Annotated in this window: 14 protein-coding genes; 6 read left to right on the forward strand and 8 right to left on the reverse strand. The window is 56.7% G+C overall.

Annotated elements, in window-relative coordinates:
* Positions 1-10: 10 nt before the first annotated feature.
* Entirely contained in the window at positions 11-1,120 is a 1,110-nt protein-coding gene (mnmH, locus tag MIH18_RS14620; RefSeq protein WP_249006593.1) for a tRNA 2-selenouridine(34) synthase MnmH, read from the reverse strand.
* Positions 1,121-1,501: 381 nt separating this feature from the next.
* Positions 1,502-1,888, reverse strand: coding sequence for a VanZ family protein (locus MIH18_RS14625; protein ID WP_249006592.1), 387 nt, complete (start codon positions 1,886-1,888; stop codon positions 1,502-1,504).
* Positions 1,889-1,976: 88 nt separating this feature from the next.
* On the opposite strand from MIH18_RS14625, the gene cysZ reads away from it, so the two are divergent.
* The 5 genes from cysZ (at position 1,977) to MIH18_RS14650 (ending at position 9,045) form a co-directional block, all read left to right on the forward strand.
* Entirely contained in the window at positions 1,977-2,726 is a 750-nt protein-coding gene (gene cysZ, locus MIH18_RS14630; protein WP_249006591.1) for a sulfate transporter CysZ, read from the forward strand.
* Positions 2,727-2,750: 24 nt separating this feature from the next.
* Complete coding sequence (rapA, locus tag MIH18_RS14635) at positions 2,751-5,612, forward strand: RNA polymerase-associated protein RapA (RefSeq protein ID WP_249006590.1); 2,862 nt, start codon at positions 2,751-2,753, stop codon at positions 5,610-5,612.
* Between the two features lie 102 nt (positions 5,613-5,714).
* On the forward strand, positions 5,715-8,189 hold the full coding sequence (locus MIH18_RS14640; RefSeq protein ID WP_249014625.1) for an acyl-CoA dehydrogenase: 2,475 nt from the start codon (positions 5,715-5,717) through the stop codon (positions 8,187-8,189).
* 13 nt (positions 8,190-8,202) lie between these two features.
* A complete protein-coding gene (gene crcB, locus MIH18_RS14645; RefSeq protein ID WP_249009062.1) occupies positions 8,203-8,583 on the forward strand; it encodes a fluoride efflux transporter CrcB in 381 nt (126 codons plus the stop codon).
* A gap of 255 nt (positions 8,584-8,838) precedes the next feature.
* The gene (locus MIH18_RS14650) at positions 8,839-9,045 is read left to right on the forward strand and encodes a cold-shock protein (RefSeq protein WP_007348333.1); all 207 of its coding nucleotides are present in this window, start codon (positions 8,839-8,841) and stop codon (positions 9,043-9,045) included.
* Positions 9,046-9,147: 102 nt separating this feature from the next.
* On the opposite strand, the gene MIH18_RS14655 is transcribed toward MIH18_RS14650, so the two are convergent.
* From MIH18_RS14655 to MIH18_RS14665, 3 genes are all read right to left on the reverse strand, one after another.
* A complete protein-coding gene (locus tag MIH18_RS14655) occupies positions 9,148-11,565 on the reverse strand; it encodes a xylulose 5-phosphate 3-epimerase (protein ID WP_249006589.1) in 2,418 nt (805 codons plus the stop codon).
* A 148-nt stretch (positions 11,566-11,713) separates the two neighbouring features.
* Positions 11,714-12,406, reverse strand: coding sequence for a pseudouridine synthase (locus MIH18_RS14660; RefSeq protein WP_249006588.1), 693 nt, complete (start codon positions 12,404-12,406; stop codon positions 11,714-11,716).
* A gap of 126 nt (positions 12,407-12,532) precedes the next feature.
* Positions 12,533-13,789 carry a lytic murein transglycosylase gene (locus MIH18_RS14665; RefSeq protein ID WP_249012727.1) on the reverse strand — a complete coding sequence of 419 codons (1,257 nt, stop codon included), beginning with the start codon at positions 13,787-13,789 and terminating at the stop codon, positions 12,533-12,535.
* 216 nt (positions 13,790-14,005) lie between these two features.
* Between MIH18_RS14665 and MIH18_RS14670 the strand changes: the two genes are divergently transcribed.
* Positions 14,006-14,881 (forward strand): response regulator, encoded by an 876-nt coding sequence (locus MIH18_RS14670; RefSeq protein WP_249012728.1) that lies wholly within the window; start codon positions 14,006-14,008, stop codon positions 14,879-14,881.
* On the opposite strand, the gene phoR is transcribed toward MIH18_RS14670, so the two are convergent.
* The 3 genes from phoR to ubiA form a co-directional block, all read right to left on the reverse strand.
* Entirely contained in the window at positions 14,847-16,172 is a 1,326-nt protein-coding gene (gene phoR, locus MIH18_RS14675) for a phosphate regulon sensor histidine kinase PhoR (protein ID WP_249006585.1), read from the reverse strand. The two genes, MIH18_RS14670 and phoR, sit on opposite strands and share 35 nt — an antisense overlap.
* Positions 16,173-16,200: 28 nt before the next feature.
* Positions 16,201-16,893 (reverse strand): phosphate regulon transcriptional regulator PhoB, encoded by a 693-nt coding sequence (phoB, locus tag MIH18_RS14680; RefSeq protein WP_018403960.1) that lies wholly within the window; start codon positions 16,891-16,893, stop codon positions 16,201-16,203.
* A gap of 89 nt (positions 16,894-16,982) precedes the next feature.
* On the reverse strand, positions 16,983-17,870 hold the full coding sequence (gene ubiA / locus MIH18_RS14685; RefSeq protein ID WP_249012729.1) for a 4-hydroxybenzoate octaprenyltransferase: 888 nt from the start codon (positions 17,868-17,870) through the stop codon (positions 16,983-16,985).
* Between the last annotated feature and the right edge of the window lies 1 nt (position 17,871).

Consider the following 17,871-nt stretch of genomic DNA (forward strand, 5'->3'; position numbering starts at 1 on the left):
AATTCTCGTTTTATAAAATACGCGGGTGGGCTTGTTTGGCCCACTGTGCGATGGCGTCCGGGCCGCCATGCATAATCACTGTGCCCGGTTTGCGGGCCAGCTGGTAATCGTACATTGGGTCGTAGTAATGCTCTAGCAGGCTGTGTATCCAGGCGTTATGACCGTTGCTGTTGCCGTTCTCTGCCTGTTGCGCCAGTGCGGACTCCATCATGCTGCGAAGTTGCTGATGGCGTTCACCGCCCAGGCGCTTACGAATGCGATCGAGCGCGCTCAAAAGGTAGTCGCTAAAATTTAGCCAGCCGGCATCTTCGCCATCGAGGTTCGTGTAGTCGGCCAGCATATTTTCGACATAGTCTTGGCGAATAATATCAATGCGTTCGGCCATTGGCCGGTCCAGCACGGCCAACGGTGCCGCAGCCATGCGCTCCCGCAGGCTGACGGGCAGCGCGCAATGCCCCACAAGACGGCTTTCGTCTTCCAGATAAATGGGGCCGCCGTGATGATGCCTGGCGTGCAGCATGGCAACCGCAAGCTGATTTTCGAAGTTGATTTGCGTGGGCTGTGGCGTTACCTGTCGGCCAAAGCTGGAACCGCGGTGATTGGCCAGGCCTTCGAGATCCACCGGGTTGGGCAGGGTGTGCAATACGCGGGTTTTGCCAGTGCCGGTGCGGCCGCTGAGGATGTAAAACGTCTCGCTGGCAATCTGCTGTTCTAGCTGATCGATCAGGAACCGGCGCATGGCTTTGTAGCCGCCTTCCACCAGCGGATAGTTAATGCCCGCTTGGGCAATCCACTGGCGTGAAAGATGTGAGCGCAGGCCGCCGCGGAAACAGTACAGGTAGCCGTCTGGATGTTGGGTGCAAAAGTGTTTCCAGGCTTCAATGCGCTGAGCCTTGATGTCGCCCTGCACCAGCTGGTGGCCCAGCTCAATGGCTTTACTTTGGCCCTGCTCTTTGTAACAAATTCCAACAAGGTGGCGCTCGTCGTCGTTCATCAGCGGTGCGTTAATGGCACCGGGAAGATGGCCCTTGTCGAATTCGACAGGCGCACGCACGTCTAGCAGCGGTGTGTTGTTCAGAAATAGCGAAAGGTAATCGTCGGTGTCTTGTCTGCGGGTCATAAAAGAAAAGTAAACTGGCCAGATTGGCAACGAAGTATAGAGCAGTTAGTGCGATTGTGCTGCGGCTGGTATAAAAAAGACCGCTTTTGATGATAGGTCGGCGCATCCCTGCGCAATGTGCAACTGCCGTGTTGCTGGTCCTTGGCCCACTCCGTGGTGCATACATCGTCCGTGATCAACGCTATATTACCAATACAGAGCGTTTGGTAGATTATACCTTCGGATTATAGCGCTATAAAATACACGGGCGTTCGATTTAAATTATTTACTAATCAATAATCTATAATAATATATTTTGCTTTATGTTGTATTTGCCCACTAATAAAAAGCCAAGAAAACAACCGATTTGTAAGAGAATGCTTACACTGACTCGTAAATCGTTCAATATCGCGCGTTGAATTTTTGCAGCCAAGGCCAAATCAGCATTCCCGCAGCGATGCCGGCGGCGTCAGCGGCCACGTCAGCCAGGGAAAAGTCGCGGTAGGGCAAGGTGGCTTGCACAATTTCTATCAGCATGCCGAAGCCCAGCAACAGCGGGATGAAGTAGAGCGGTTTCAGCTGCGGCCAGCCCAAACGCATCAACAGCGTGAGCTCCAGAAAGGCGATCAGGTGATTGACCTTGTCGCTTTGCGCAGAGGGCACCGGTAGCGGGCCTGCGGTCGTGGCCAGAAACAGAATAGCGGCAATAGACGCCAGTAGCGCAAATCTCCACAGGGCGCGTAAGCGGAGTAATTGTGCAAGCCGTTGTTTCGTGGTTGTTAAAAGCATATCGATTGTTTGTTCCAGCTGTGGCAAAGACCGCAACATGATATGCTTTGCAGCCCGTCAATGTCACTGCAACCAAGGTTTTTGCGCCATGTTCAATGGTAACTTTTTTCGCGGATTGGGATATCTGGGCGAGGGTTTTGGCCTGATTCGGCAACCCGGGCTTCGCCTTTTTGTGATTATCCCCCTGCTGATTAACATTCTGCTGTTCAGCCTGCTGTTTTTTTATCTGGGTGACTTATTTTCCGGTCTGATTGCGACGGCTATGGGCTGGTTGCCAGACTGGGCTTGGCTGCAAGCGCTGGACTGGCTGTTCTGGTTGCTTTACGGCGCGGTTATTGTGTTGTTGCTGGCTTACGGTTTTGTGATTGTGGCGAACCTGATTGGTGCACCCTTTTATGGCTACTTGGCCGAGCGCTGCGAGCAGCACCTGACCGGCCAACCAATAGGCGGCGACGAAGGCTGGGCGGGCATTGTTAAAGACATTCCGCGCTCACTGTGGCGCGAATTGCAGAAAATCATCTATTACCTGCCCCGTGCTCTGGGTCTGCTCATTTTGGGCCTGATTCCGGTGGTGAACCTAGTGGCGGTGGTGCTGTGGTTCGTGTTCAACAGTTGGATGATGGCGCTGCAGTACGTGGATTACCCGGCAGATAATCACAAAACCCGTTTCCCGGTGTTAAAACAGATGCTGGCCGAGCGCCGTCTGTTGGCTTTGGGTTTTGGGCTGCCGGTAGCGCTGGCGGCCATGGTGCCGGTATTGAATTTGTTTGTGGTGCCGGCAGCGGTGTGCGGTGCCACGGCGTTATGGGTGCGTGAACAAGGTTCCGCACGTTTTTGATTAGAATTAGGATTTGGAGGTTGCTTGGAAACGTCGGATTTTGTCATTGGTCAGCGCTGGGTTAGCCACAGCGATACAGCCCTGGGTTTGGGCATAGTTACAGATATTTCCGGACGCAGGGTGACCCTTGGTTTTCCGGCGGCTGACGAAGAGCGTACTTACGCCACCGACAACGCGCCCTTGTCGCGCATTATTTATCAGCTGGGTGAAACCATCGAAACCTTCGATGGTGGAAGCTACATCGTGCGCGCGGTGGAAGACATGGCCGGTTTGCTGGTTTACCACGCCGATGATGGCGAAAAAATTCAGATGGTTTCTGAGGTGAAGCTCAGCGGAACGGTGAACTTTTCGGCCCCCCATCAGCGCCTGTTCGCCGGACAGTTTGACCGTAACGGTGCCTTTCGGCTCCGTTTTTCCACGTTGAACCATCTTGACCGTCTGCGGGCCTCGCCGGCCGAGGGCCTGATTGGCGCCCGCACCCAGCATTTGCCCCATCAGCTTTATATTGCCGGCGAAGTGGCCCGGCGTTTTGCCCCGCGGGTACTGTTGGCCGACGAAGTAGGCCTGGGCAAAACCATTGAGGCCGGTTTGATTCTGCACTATCAGCTGCATACGGGCCGCGCCCGGCGGGCCTTGGTAGTAGTGCCAGACTCGCTGATTCACCAATGGCTGGTTGAAATGCTGCGGCGCTTCAATCTGCGTTTCTCCATTGTTGATCAAGGCCGTTATGACGCCATCAAAGAACAGCAGAGCGACGTGGATGCTCTGATGAGCCATATATTCGGCGAAGAAGGTCGGGAAAACCCATTTGAAAGTGAGCAGCTGGTGTTGTGTAGCCAGAGTTTTCTGACCGCCACTGAACAAGCCCGAAACGACGCCATAGCGGCCGGCTGGGACCTGCTGATTGTTGATGAAGCGCACCACCTGGCCTGGAGTGAAAGCCATGTTAGTGCGGAATATCAAACAATTGAAAATCTGGCGGCGGCGAGCCAGGGCCTGCTGCTGCTGACCGCAACGCCAGAACAGGTGGGGCTGGTCAGCCATTTTGCACGCCTGCGCTTGCTGGATCCTGCGCGGTTCCACGATTTACAGGCGTTCCGCGAACAGGAAAGCCAGTACGAAGCGGTCAACGCTGTGGTGCGCCGATTGCAGTCCGAACACACCACCGCAAGCGACGACCAGAAAATTCTAGAGCAGTGGCTGGGTTCGCACTTGCCCCAGCTGTTGGCTGAGAGCGACCCCCATCAGGCGATTATTGACGCTTTACTCGATCGCCACGGCACCGGCCGGGTGTTGTTTCGTAACACGCGCGCTGCTATTCAGGGCTTTCCCGAGCGTCTCCCACACCCGGTGCCACTGCCGTGCCCCGAACTTTATAGCGGCTTCACCCGCGGCATTGACGGCCTGACTCCCGAACGTAACGAGCCCGACGAAGAGCAGTGGCTAGCGCAAGACCCACGCGTAGCCTGGTTGCAAAAAACGCTGGCGGGCCTGCGCCCGGCAAAAGTGGTGGTAATTTGTGCCCACGCCAGCACGGCTATGGCGCTGGAGCACTATCTTCAACTGCGCGCCGGCATTCGCAGCGCTGCGTTCCACGAACATTTAGACCTGATCGAGCGCGACCGCGCCGCAGCTTATTTTGCTGACTCTGAGCAGGGCGCCCAAGCGCTGATTTGCTCCGAGATCGGCAGCGAAGGCCGTAACTTCCAGTTTGCCCATCATTTGGTGTTGTTTGATCTGCCGGCCAACCCGGACCTGCTGGAGCAGCGCATTGGCCGCCTGGACCGTATCGGCCAAACCAGCGCCATTGATATTCATATCCCGTATCTGGAAGGCACCAGTCAGGAAGTGCAGTACCAATGGTTCCAGCGTGGCCTGAACGCCTTTGCAGAAAGTTGCAGTGTGGGTGTGGCCGTGCAGGAGTCGGTAGCCGAGGCCTGGCAGCAGTCGCTGGCGGGCGACGAAGCCGCTCTGGAAATCCTGGTGAGCGCTTCTGCGGCGGAAACTGCGCGCTTGAAAACCCTGCTGCAGAATGGCCGCGATGCGCTGATTGAGCTGAACTCCTGCCGCAACGAACCGGCGCAACGTTTGATTGATGCCATTGAAGCCGAAGAATCAGCTGCGGCCGTACGCGATTATATGATGGAAGCCTTCGACATTCTGGGTGTGGATGTAGAAGACCATTCCGAACATTCGGACGTGCTGCGCCCGGGCGAGCAGTACCAGGCCGGGCATGTGGACGGCTTGCCCGAAGACGGCATAACCGTCACCTGGGAACGGGACCGCGCGCTGGAGCGCGAAGACCTGGCGTTTATGAGCTGGGAGCACCCGATGGTGACCGGCATTATGGAGTCGGTGACCAGTTCCGGATTGGGTAAAGCCGCGCTGGCAACCATGTCGGTGAAAGCTTTGCCGGCCGGTACCCTGCTGATGGAAGCCCTGTTCACGGTGCATTGCCCGGCTCCAGACGCTCTTCAGTTGACTCGTTATCTGCCGGTGTCGCCGCTACGTTTGCTGGTGGATGTCACCGGCAAAGACTTGTCAAAAGCCTTGCCCCATGACCGCCTGAACGATATGTGCTCTAACATTCGCCGACGCACGGCACAGGCAATTGTGCCGCAAATTCGTGCCCAGGTTGAAACCATGGTGGACCACTCCCAGCGCCTGGCTGAGCCGCACCTGCAACCGCTGCAACAAAAAGCACTGGCGCAGGTGGACGCAATGTTCGGCCCGGAAATACGCCGTCTGGAAGCCTTGCAGGCGGTGAACCCGGCGATTCGTGATGAGGAAATCGAGTATTTCCGAACCCAGTTGGCAGCCGCCCGCGAAGCAATAGGGCACGCCACCCTGGCGTTGGAAGGCATCAGAGTGATTGTAACCGCCTGATGCGGTGACACGCCGAGCTTAGCTGGCCAGATATTAAGCAATCAGGTACCGTAAAGTGATAGAAATAAGCTGTTCAAACCAGGCACAACAGGGGAATTAATGATGACGTTCATACTGTTTGTAGTGGCGATAGCCGGCTTGTTGGTGGTGATGCGCCAGGAAGCCGGAGCCAAGGCTGCGGTGGGTGTTATGGTTGGAGTGGGCTTGGTGTCGCTGCTGTTTGCATCGTTTTGGCTGGCTCTGCTGCTGTTTGTCGGCGCCGGGATGACGGCCGCTGCCGGCTTGCCGGGCTTTCGCCGCAGCTGGTTAACGCCCAAAGCCTTTGCCCTGTTCAAGAAAGTCGCCCCGAAAGTGTCTGAAACGGAAAAAGTAGCGCTGGAAGCGGGCACGGTAAGTTGGGACGGCGAATTGTTTACCGGCAAACCCGACTGGCACAACCTGTTGATAAACCGCAACACCGGCCTGACGGATAAAGAGCAGGCATTTTTGGATAATCAGTGCAACCAGGCGCTGGCCATGTGCAATGCCTGGGACATAGCCGTAGAGCGGGCCGACCTGCCGCAAGAGTTGTGGGATTTTCTCAAGCGCGAAAAGTTCTTCGGTATGATTATCCCTGAAAAATACGGTGGCTTGGGATTTTCCGCGAAAGCTCAGACCGCCGTGCTGCAGCGCCTGGCCGTTAACGAAATGCTGATGGTAACGGTGGGTGTGCCCAATTCCCTTGGGCCCGGCGAGCTGCTTATAAAATACGGCACCGATGAGCAAAAAGAATATTATTTGCCGCGCCTGGCTGACGGCCGCGAAATACCCTGTTTTGGCCTGACCGGCCCGCGCGCGGGTTCCGACGCCACTTCCTTACCGGATACCGGTATTGTGTGTAAGCAGGAAGTTGACGGCAAAGAAGTGATTGGGTTGCGGCTGAATTTTGAGAAACGCTGGATTACCCTGGCGCCGATCGCCACGGTGGTGGGCCTGGCCTTCCGCATGTTCGACCCCGATGGCTTGCTAAGCGATGTTGAAGACCGCGGCATTACCTGCGCATTGATTCCCCGTGATACCGGCGGCATGGAAATCGGCCGTCGCCACTGCCCGATAGGAAGCCCGTTTCTGAACGGGCCGATTATCGGCAAAGACATGTTTATTCCGCTGGACTACCTGATCGGTGGTGAAAAAATGGCTGGCGAGGGCTGGCGCATGCTGGTGGAATGTTTGTCGGTGGGCCGCTGCATTACCTTGCCGTCTGGCGCTGCCGGTGGGGCTGCCTTCGCGGTGGCCACGGCCGGTGGTTTTACCCGAATAAGGCGCCAGTTCAATACGCCCGTGGCGGAAATGGAAGGCGTGCAGCAGCCGCTGGCGCGGATTGCTGCCAAAACGTACATTGCCCAAGCAGCGGTTAACCACACCGCCAATATGATTGACCAAGGCCAGAAACCGGCGGTGCCGTCGGCGATTCTGAAGTACCACTTGACCGAGTATCAGCGCGACATTCTGTCTGATGCGATGGACGTTCACGGCGGTAAGGCGGTCACCCTTGGCCCACGCAATTATAATGGCATTTCGTTCAGTGGCTCGGCGGTGTCTATTACCGTTGAGGGTGCCAACATAATGACCCGCAGCCTGATGATCTTTGGCCAGGGTGCCATTCGTTGCCACCCGTACGTGTTAAAAGAACTAGCGGCGAAAGACAGCGACGATATTGATGCCTTTGACGAAGCTTTCTTCGGTCACGCCGGGCTGGTGTTTGGTAACGCTGCCCGAGCCTTTACCCAGGCCTTGGGTATTGGCCGTGCAGACGTGCCGTTTGATCACGGTGCGCGTAAATACGCCCAGTCTGTGGCCCGCTTCAGCGCCGCCTTCGGGCTGTGTTCCGACGCGGCCATGGCCACTCTGGGCAGTGAGCTGAAAATGCGCGAACTGACCTCTGCGCGTTTGGGTGACATGCTGTCGAATCTGTATTTGGCCTCTATGGTGCTCAAGCATTGGCACGAAACCCAGCCGGTGGACGGCGAGCAGGCACTCATGGCCTACAGCCTGGACATGTTGCTGGCGCGCACGGAAACGGCGTTGGTGGAATTCCTTGATAACTTGCCCAATCGTTTAGTCGCCGGTGCGCTGCGGGTGATTACCTTACCCATCGGCCGGCGCTGGACAGGCCCGAGTGATGCTCTGACCCACACCCTGGCAAAGGCCATTTCAACCGATTCGCCGCTGCGGAAAAAGCTGTTGTCCAGCCTGTGGGTGGGTGAAGGTGAAAACGGCGTCGACGCCGTTGTTTCCAACCCCGTGGCCAGTTACAACAACTTGCTAAAAGACAACGCCAAAGCTGAAAAGCTCTATCGCAAAGCCAACAAGGCCTACAGCAAGGGTGAACTGCCGATCACCGCTTTGCACCCGGAACAGCGTTTTGAAGCCGCTCTGGACGCGGGCGTGTTCAGCGAAGAAGAGGCAATCTTCATGCGCGATTACGAAGCAAAGGTGCTGGAAATGCTGACCGTGGACGACTTCGCCTTTGACGAATTCGCCCGCAATAAAAAGTCGGTGATTGATCACAACCCCTCAGAAGCGCAGCCTTCTTGATGGCGCACTGAGTATGTGGTTGTCGGTTTTGGCCATTAGTGGTGGTGCGGTGCTCGGCGCGAATTTGCGTTGGGCACTGGGTCTGTGGCTGAACGCCAGCCATCACCATGTGCCGCTGGGCACTTTGGTGGCGAATATGGCCGGTGGCTGGCTGGCGGGTTTGTTGCTGGCCTGGTTCAGCCACAGCTCCAGCCTGTCACCGGAATGGCGCTTGTTTGCAATAACCGGCCTGTGTGGCGCGCTGACGACCTTCTCCACTTTCTCGCTGGAAATGCTCACGGCCATGCAACAGGGCAAGTGGGGCATGGCGCTGGTGGGTATTTTGGCCCACGTTTGCGGAGCGTTGCTGATGACGGCTGTTGGCTTTTACACGGTCGCATTGATCAAAACTTGATCTGCACCATTACCTATGCAAAATTTTCAAAATCCACTTGGCAAGCCCTGAATTCCCGAGTAGAGTAATTCTTGAAGGAAATATTCAGTGAAGCATTTCATTAATAAGACGTATTCCAGCGGTTAGTATTAGACCCAGTGATAAGCAGTTACCGTCCTTTTTTTGATTCTGCAGATTCTGGTTTTCCGTAAACACCGGCTCAAACCATCTTGGTTGAGCGGGGTGAATAATTGATTGATTGCAGGATATTTAAGCATGTCTACTACTACCGGTACTGTGAAGTTCTTCAACGAAGCAAAAGGATTTGGTTTCATCACTCGTGAAGGCGGCCCCGACGTATTCGTTCACTACAGCGCTATTCAGGGCGGCGGGTTCAAGACTCTGGCAGAAGGCCAGCAAGTCGAGTTTACCGTTACCCAGGGCCAGAAAGGTCCTCAAGCGGAAAACGTTGTACCTCTGTAATCCCGCTTGGATGCAGAAGTAACCCGCTATAAAAAAAGGCAGCTAAGGCTGCCTTTTTTTGTGGGTGTTATCCGCACTTAATAAGATTTTAATAATGGCCGCTTAGCGGGTGATAACCGCAGGGTCACCACGGCCTTCTACCGCCGCCAGTTCCGCGCTGGATAACCACTCGCCGGGTGGCAATGCCATTACGCTGGCGCAAGCCGCCAGAGCGTGGGCCCAAGAACAACCATTGGCAAACAGCATGCCGGCTTCGTTCAGCGTGCCGCCATGGTTGCAGTAACCCAACACGCGTGATGTTGCCGGTGCTGGAAACAGCGTGTGCAGATGGCCACGAAACACCTCCGCGCGCATGTGCGTTAGTGCGACCCGGCGGCTCAGCCGGCTCGGGAACAACTGTTCACGTTCCAGTTCATTCATGCACACAGCGGCTTCCTGGGCGTCGCGGGGCTGACGCAAACGTCCTGGCTCCTGAATATACACCAAGCGGAAAGCGGCACCGCTGTCGCGCAATCGTTCACAGGCACGGATGGTTTCTGAAAGCTGATAGGCGCCATTCGCAATCAGCATAACCGGTTCGCGCCCGCCGGTGTCTTCATCAATAACAATGGCTCCCTGATGCGCCAGAAGCGCCGCTTCGGCGGTGTTGAACACACATGGCCGCTGGCGCTTTGGCACAACCATGCAGGTAATGCGACCGCGGTTGCGATAAATGCCGGGCATCAGCGCCAGGGTGCTGTTGTAGTCAGCGGGGAACACCACGCGGGACACATCGCTCATTTCCCCTAGTAAGCTTTCACAGAACGTTGTGTCTTGATGAGATTGCTCGTTCTTGCCGTTTTCCCAAGTGTGTGATGTTGCTACCACGGGCATTCCAAGCCAGCGCGCAGGGCGCCCGACTGCAGTTTGATGACGGGCGAATATCAGTTCCTGACGGATGGCCCCGAGCATTTTCACGCAGAAAGCTTCGTAACTGGCCACCAGGTTGAGCCCGGCCTTGTTGGCCAGGCAAGCAGACACCACCGCTTCTTCATTTAATACGGTAATAACCCCGCCCAGAACCGACTCATTGTCGTTTTCCGGTTCGTTTACCCGGTGTTTTAACAGGTGCAATACGCCTTCCAGACGGTTGCTGGCAAGCTCGTCCGGGTTGCCCACGCGGGGCCTTAGTGTCGGATTAGCCCGAACCAGCGCGCAGAAGAAATCGTTGATGGCGGTCATCGGCGATGCGGCGTGCTGCACCGGCGCCAACGTTGGAATAACCGGGTCTGGAGGGTTGCGCAAAGCCAGAGGGTGGTCCCGCTCTAGCGGTCTTTTTTGATCCTGATGGCGGTTTAGCGTGCGCAGTGCGGCGGTCAGTTCGTCTGGCTCAACGTGCAGCGGCGCGGTGTGTTGATGAAACAGTTCGCGTATGCGTGCGTCAACCCGTGGGTTGCCCGGCAGCGGCAAATTATGCGCAGCATTTTCGCCCGCGCCGTAGAAACCGAAGCCTTTGATGGTTTCGGCAATGCCGTAAGGAATCCGTGTGGGATAGTTCTGCTGATCACTCAATACGGCGTCGACCTGTTCTTCCAGCGCCCATTCCATATCCAGCATGGCGCACACAAACGCTGCAGGGTCGCGACCATCAAAACGGAAGGGCGCAAAGCCGCGCGCGGACAGATGTTTTTCGAAGCGCTCCAGGCCTTCGCGGGTGCCCAGTTCGGTACGCTGTTCAATGCGCCGGCCGTTGGCAATCATGATAGGCATTATCAAACCGCAGTCTTCAGCGCGCCACCAGCGCGGTATCCAGTCGCTACCGCGTTGTTCTTCAGCAGCACCGTCAGACAAAAACGCCACCAGAGATTCGCCGGGTAGGGGCATGTGTGCGTATTGCAGCTCGGCAAAGCCCAAATAGCCGCCCTCGATAATGCCGCCGGCGGTGTAAGGATTAACGTGGCTTCCCAAGGGCGAGGCGTTGCTGCCATCGGAATTCTGGCGGTAACTGTAAAAATCCCGGGCCAGCTGTGTCAGGCCATCGGCGCCGCCATAGGCTTGCTGTTGTTCCGGATGCAGATTACCGGTTAGCACGTTAAGGGCGTCAATAGCGGCCACGCAGTGGCCCTGGCCCATCAGCCAGCTGCGGGTTTTTCCGGTCAGGCTGTTGGTTGCCAGAAAGGCGGCGTAGGCGGGCACCATGTTCAACGCACCGCCGGTATGGCCTTCGGGTTTGGGTTTGAAGTCATCCGCCGCAAGTGCTTTGCCCTGCGGGCATACCCGGTTGGTGTAGGTCATGTGCACCACTTGCCACATGCCTGCACTGGCAAGCCGGTCTAGAGCAGCCAGATGATGGAATACGGTTTCCAGATTCGGCTGCAGCTTGCGACTGACCAGCTGCCGGGCCAAGCGCAGCACGCTTGCACACAGCAGGTCACCGTGGCTTATAACGCCATAACCGGCGCGCCAGTAGTTGTATGCGTCTTGCGCATTGTCAGTCAGGGTGTTGATGTGAGCATCGTTGTTTAGGTCGTGCGCAGACATACAAGCCTTCTATTGATGTCAAAGTATGGCGGAAGTATATGCGCGGCGGATTCGGGGCCTATTGATGCAGGTCAGCGTGGTGGTCTGTACAGATTACACGGGAGTAAGAACGGGTGTCGGTTTCGGCAGGCCAAAGATTTGAAGATTCCTAGTTAAAACCGGCGATTTCGGTGCTGGTCAAAAGGCGATACTCACCAGGGGCCAGCGCCGAATCCAGCGTTACCCCACCAATGCGGCTGCGGTGCAACGTCGTGACGTGATTACCAACGGCGGCCAGCATGCGTTTGACCTGGTGGTAGCGGCCTTCAGAAATAGTCAGCTCTATGAGCTGTGACTGCAGTACCTCAACCTGAGCGGGCTTTGTCGGCTTAGTGTCGTTACGAAGCATCACGCCGGTTTCCAGGGCCGCAATGGCCGCGTGTGAAATCGGCTCGCTCAAAGCCACCTGATAAGTTTTCGTGCACTCCACTCTTGGTGAGGTGACTCGGTGTGACCACTTGCCATCGGTTGTCAGCAGCAGCAAACCGGTAGTGTCGGCGTCCAGGCGGCCGGCAATATGAAGATTGCGGGCCAGCTCAGCCGGCAGAAGGTCCAGCGCTGTGGGTTGGTCGCTGTCGCGGGTGGCGCTGATAAATCCTGCGGGCTTGTTGAGCATCAAGTAACGCTCACCCGGCAACGCAACAGGTTCTCTTTGCAGCATAACCTCAGCATTAGCTGGAACGGCGGTGGCCGAACTCTTCCAGACGTTGCCGTTTACCTGAACGTCACCAGCGGCTATGGCGCGCTTTGCTTCCTTGCGTGAAAGCTCCGAGCTGGTGGCAATAAATTGATCAAGGCGCATGTTATTCAACGCTCCTGGCCAGGTGCTGGCGTGGCAAGGCACAGAGCCGGGATAGCACCGGTTATGTGCCCCAAAGCAAGGCAGTGCAGCGCGATTGAACGCGGGCCGGGGTGCTTGTTCGCCGCATCAAAGCGCCGGTGTAACCTGCAGAACTTGTAAAACCTGAGGCCCCGGATAACCGTCGGCGACCAGCCCGTTGGCAATCTGGTACTGGCGAATAGCGGCGCGGGTGGCCGGGCCCATAATGCCATCTGGCGTGCCGGCGGAATATCCACGCTGTTCCAGCTGCTGTTGTAACTGCATGATGTTGTCGCGGGACAGCGCAGGCGCATCGACCGGGGGAGGGTTCTGTAGCCCGCCTGCACCGGCAATTCGGTCGGCCAGGTGGCCCACGGCGATGGCGTAAAATTCTGAACGGTTCCAGCCCATAATCACGTTGAAGTTGTGATAAGCCAGAAACGCCGGACCCTCATGGCCAGCGGGTACAATCAATGTGGCATCGATTGCTTCCTGGGCCAGCGGTCCGCCTGATGTGTCGGTAACGCCAAGCTGGGTCCATTGCTCCAGCGATTTACGGCGGCCATCGGCCAGGGAAAAGTTAAAGTTATCGGGCAGCTGTACCTCACGGCCCCAGCGGTAGTCGCCATCCCATCCCATAGACTGCAAAAAATGCCCGGCTGACATCAGAGCGTCTGGCAGGCTGTTCCACAAATCACGGCGGCCATCGCCGTCTGCGTCGACGGCGTGCTTCAGAAAGACCGTGGGCATGAACTGCACGTGGCCCATGGCACCGGCCCAGGAACCTTCCATTTGCTCAGGGCTAATGGCGCCTTCGTCAACAATCTGCAGGGCAGCAATCAGCTGGCGGGTAAAAAAGGTTTTGCGGCGCTCGTCACAGGCCAGTGTCGCCAATGAGCTGGGCACCGACATTTTGCCAAAATAGCTGCCGTAGTTGGTTTCCAGGCCCCAGAAGGACAGCAAATAGGCGGCGGGCACGCCGGTTTCATCGGTCACTCGTTGCAGTAGATCGGCGTGCTCTATTAATAGCTGACGGCCCTTGTCGATGCGAGTGTCGTTTACCCGGCGGTTCAAATAGTCAGCAAAGGGCGTGGTGAATTCCGGTTGGCGCCGGTCCAGCTCAATCACCCGTTCCAGATACTCCGCGCCAGCCAATACGCTGCGAGCGGTTTCAGCGCTAACGCCGGCGGCTATGGCCTGCTGTTGCAAATCTGCTTTGCACGTCTCAAAACTGGTGAGCATAGCAGGCTGGTCCGTGGCCTTGTCGGCAATGCTGGCGCTAGCGCTTAGCGGCAGAGTGGCCAGCATGCTGGCACACAGGGCCGTGGCGGCCGGGCGAAAAATACGGGAAATGGAGACGGGCACGTAGAACCTCCGAAAAATGGGCTTGGGACGTATTATTGACGCCCATAGTAGCGTTTTTTGCGGCCCTAAAAACACACTTGCCACTGCTGGCGGGTGACAAATCAGTAACCTACACCCACAAGGTAGGACCATTTTACGCGACGAGTTTCTATGGCCAGAGTTTGTTTTATAGTAACGTGAAACTTACCAACAATAGCGTAATAGAAGGTTGAGCCAATGGCGATGCTGACAGTACTGGTGGTAGATGACGCCAGCTTTGTACGAGACCTGATCAAGCGTGCAGTCAGGCAGCAGTTTCCTGTTATTGAGACCATTGATGCCGCCGACGGCAAAAAAGCGCAGTCGCTGATGTTGCGCACCACCTTTGATTTGATTCTTTGCGACTGGGAAATGCCGGAAATGTCAGGGCTGGAACTGCTGCAGTGGATGCGACAGCAGCCCCAGTACGCCAAAGTGCCGTTTATTATGATTACCAGCCGCGGCGATAAAAGCCACGTGGTTGAAGCCATACAGCAGGGCGTCTCGGAATATCTGGGCAAACCGTTCAGCCCTGACGGTCTGGGTAAAAAAATACGCAAAGTTATGGGGCAAACGCTGGCGCAGGCCATGGCAAGCGCTGGCAAGGCACCTGCGGTTCAGATCGGTGCCTTGGCACAGTCGGCCTCTCTGTTGACCCGTAAAACCAAGCCCCCGACCGCTTCTGCAACGCCAGCCGCTGTAGTGGCCGCTGCGGATTCTCCCCAGTGCCAACCAGACGCAAAGGCGCGCCAGGTGATGAATCTGGCCACCGTGCGTTTTGCCGACCACACCCTGCAGTCGGTGGTAAAAGACATCAATCTTAACGAGGTGCGGGTGATTGCCCGCCGCGACCAGCAGTTTCCCGGCATTTTGGATCAAGCAGTCGTGGATATTGAAATCTCGGAAACCGACGTGGCTCGGTTGAACGGATACGTGCACCAGCTTCAAGCGGTCGACAAACGCCAAGACACCGACTTTGTCAGCGCCACTATCCGCTTTGTAGATGAAGACCCGAAGAAAATGGAAGACCTGTCGCGCTTTATTGCCCGCTTTCGAGCAGCAGCGCCTCGCTAGCAACGATCCGCTGCGCGGGGAATTGGCAACTAAAGGTACTGCCTTTACCCGGGCTGCTGTTGATGAGCAGTTGTCCGTCGTGGTTCAGTAACACGTGTTTTACAATAGCCAGCCCCAGCCCTGTGCCGCCGGTGTCTTTGTGGCGACTGGGGTCAGCGCGATAAAAGCGTTCCGTTAGCCGCGGAATGTGGGTTGGGTCTATACCAATGCCGTTGTCTTCCACCGTCAGCAGTGGGCCTTGTTCGCCGGCGCTCCAGCGAACGCGAATCTGGCCCTGTGCGGGGGTGTACTTTACCGCGTTAAAAACCAGATTAGAGACTGCACTGCGCAACTGTGACAAGTCGCCGCGTATCTGCGTCGGGCCGTCGATTGTCAGCTCAATCCGGTGTTGCTTGTCGCCACTGAGGGCGTTTGCGTCATCGCAAACCTGTCGCAGCAGAGTGCCTGCATCGACGGTGCCTTCGTGCAGATTGCGATCGCCGGTTTCGATTTTCGATAATAGAATCAGGTCGGCGATTAAGGCTTCCATGCGCGCCGATTGATCTGCCATGGTGGCCAGCGCACGCTGCCAGTTGGCCGGTACTTCATCGCTATGGTCCGCCAGGGTTTCCAGGTAACCGCTGATAACGGTCAGCGGTGTGCGCATTTCGTGGGATAAGTTGCTAACGAAATCCCGCCGCACCTGTTCCAGCTGATGCAGGCGGGTAACGTCTTTGATCAGCAGCAGGCGGTCGTTATCGCCAAACAGGCTGATTTGGATCTGCAGGCGCAGGTGCGCGCGAGCCGGAGCGTTCAGCTCTAATGGCTGCTGGTACTGCTTCTGTTCAAAGTAATGGATGAATGCGGGTAGGCGAATCAGGTTCTGAATCAGCTGTCCCTGGTCGGTGCCGTTGCGCAAATTGAGCAGGTAACCTGCGCTGCCATTCCACCAATCTATAGCGCCGCGAGAATCGGTCATCACTACGCCGTCGCGCATGGCATTGGCGGATTGCTGCACCCTTTGAAGGCGCTCTTGCAGCGCAGAGCGGTGTTTGATGTGCTGTTTCTGAAGTTTGTTCAGGCCGTCAAAAATAGTACCCCACAAGCCCACGCTGTCTGGCGCTTCACTAGCGGTATCCGGTTGCGCCAGCCAGCGTAGCAGGCGTTTTGTTTGCGCCAGGGTCCAACCCAGGTAAAGCAGCAGACCGGCGAGTAAGCCGTAAAGTGGAAAGCCTGCCAGCCAACCCAGCAGCAAGGTCAATCCCAGCAGGGCAATCATCAAGCGCAGGTATTGCGACCAGTTCTGTTGCATGGCAATGGTTCCGTAACGGGTTCGGCGCTTAGCCGGGGTCTGCGGAAAATCGGTAGCCGGCACCGCGAACGGTTTGTATCAGATGGTCGTGATGGGTGCCAAGCGCTTTGCGCAGCCTGCGGATGTGGACGTCTACGGTGCGTTCGTCCAGATACACGTTGGCGCCCCAAACTTGGTCCAGCAGCTGGCTGCGGCTGTATACCCGGTCCTGATGGCTCATGAAAAACTGCAGCATGCGATATTCTGTTGGCCCCAGTTCCAGTTGTCCGAACTGACTACTAACCCGGTGGCTGAGCGGGTCCAGAGTCAGGCCGCCGACTTCCAGCGCACTGTCAACGCCGGCGGGGGTGCTGCGTCGCAGCACGGCTTTCAGCCGGGCCAGCAATTCCCTAGGGCTGAATGGCTTGGTGATGTAGTCGTCGGCGCCGGATTCAAGACCCAGTATTTTGTTATCTTCTTCGACTTTTGCGGTCAACATAATAATGGGAATTGCCGCGGTAGTATCGTCTTTTTTCAGCCGCCGGGCCAGCTCGATACCGCTGGTGTCCGGCAGCATCCAGTCCAGTAAAATCAGATCCGGGCGCTTGTCGACAATCAGGGTGTGGGCAGCCTTTGCGTCGGCGGCTTGCAGGCAGTCATACCCCGCCATTTCCAGGGCCACAGTGACCATTTCGCGAATGGCAGACTCGTCGTCTACAATCAGAATGGTTTTTTCGGGCATGGCGGTAACCTGCTTTAGCGTTGCGTTGAATTCGCCGTATTACACCCGCTTACTGTTACAGATGTGTGACAGCGGGTCGAGAGTTTTGCTCAGGCGAGCATGCGATCGACGGCCAGCCCGGCAAACAGCGCAAAACCTGCCCAGTTATTGTGTAAAAAGGCTTTGAAGCATCCGGCTCGGTCGCGTTCACGGGCCAGAAATTGGTGGTAAATGAACAGGCAAGCCATGGTCAGCAAACCTATATAGTAAAAAGTGCCCAGCTCGGCCTGTTGGCCGACCAGCAGCAGTATGGCGATGATGGTGGTTTGCAGAATGCCCAGGATCAGGCGGTCGGCGTCACCGAACAGCACTGCGGTGGATTTTATGCCCACTTTCAGGTCGTCCTCGCGATCTACCATGGCGTAAAAGGTGTCATACACCACCGACCAGATAATATTGGCAATGAACAGTAACCAGGTGACTTGGCTGAGCTCACCGGTTTGGGCTGCCCAGGCCATCGGAATGCTCCAGCCGAAGGCCGCCCCCAGAAATACCTGGGGCAGGTGGGTATAGCGCTTCATAAAGGGATAAACGAACGCCAACAGAGCGCCACCAAAAGCTAGATAGAGGGTCAGCGTGTTGGTAAACAGCAACACCATCAAAAACGATACCAGGCCCAGTCCAACAAACAGCGCGACGGCTTCCCAGGGCTGAATGCGGCCGGTGGTTAACGGCCGGTCTTTGGTGCGTTCGACGTGCCTGTCCCATTCGCGGTCAGCAAAGTCATTGATGGCACAGCCCGCTGCACGCATAAAATACACGCCGAGCGTGAACACAATCAGGTTGCTCGTGCTGGGCATGCCGTCGGCGGCCAGCCACAGCGCCCAGTAGGTGGGCCATAGCAACAACAACGTCCCCACAGGGCGGTTCAGGCGCAGCAGTAAGGCGTAATCCCGCAGGCGCAAACGAACGTGATCGGGCAAGGCGTTGGCTAACATG

This window comes from Marinobacter sp. M3C (assembly GCF_023311895.1).
GTDB lineage: Bacteria > Pseudomonadota > Gammaproteobacteria > Pseudomonadales > Oleiphilaceae > Marinobacter.

What these genes read in the sequence shown, in the direction of transcription:
- mnmH (WP_249006593.1), bottom strand. Translation starts at nt 1,120, where the DNA reads ATGACCCGCAGACAAGACACCGACGATTACCTTTCGCTATTTCTGAAC.
- MIH18_RS14625 (WP_249006592.1), bottom strand. Translation starts at nt 1,888, where the DNA reads ATGCTTTTAACAACCACGAAACAACGGCTTGCACAATTACTCCGCTTA.
- cysZ (WP_249006591.1), top strand. Translation starts at nt 1,977, where the DNA reads ATGTTCAATGGTAACTTTTTTCGCGGATTGGGATATCTGGGCGAGGGT.
- MIH18_RS14640 (WP_249014625.1), top strand. Translation starts at nt 5,715, where the DNA reads ATGACGTTCATACTGTTTGTAGTGGCGATAGCCGGCTTGTTGGTGGTG.
- crcB (WP_249009062.1), top strand. Translation starts at nt 8,203, where the DNA reads ATGTGGTTGTCGGTTTTGGCCATTAGTGGTGGTGCGGTGCTCGGCGCG.
- MIH18_RS14650 (WP_007348333.1), top strand. Translation starts at nt 8,839, where the DNA reads ATGTCTACTACTACCGGTACTGTGAAGTTCTTCAACGAAGCAAAAGGA.
- MIH18_RS14655 (WP_249006589.1), bottom strand. Translation starts at nt 11,565, where the DNA reads ATGTCTGCGCACGACCTAAACAACGATGCTCACATCAACACCCTGACT.
- MIH18_RS14660 (WP_249006588.1), bottom strand. Translation starts at nt 12,406, where the DNA reads ATGCGCCTTGATCAATTTATTGCCACCAGCTCGGAGCTTTCACGCAAG.
- MIH18_RS14670 (WP_249012728.1), top strand. Translation starts at nt 14,006, where the DNA reads ATGGCGATGCTGACAGTACTGGTGGTAGATGACGCCAGCTTTGTACGA.
- phoR (WP_249006585.1), bottom strand. Translation starts at nt 16,172, where the DNA reads ATGCAACAGAACTGGTCGCAATACCTGCGCTTGATGATTGCCCTGCTG.
- phoB (WP_018403960.1), bottom strand. Translation starts at nt 16,893, where the DNA reads ATGCCCGAAAAAACCATTCTGATTGTAGACGACGAGTCTGCCATTCGC.
- ubiA (WP_249012729.1), bottom strand. Translation starts at nt 17,870, where the DNA reads ATGTTAGCCAACGCCTTGCCCGATCACGTTCGTTTGCGCCTGCGGGAT.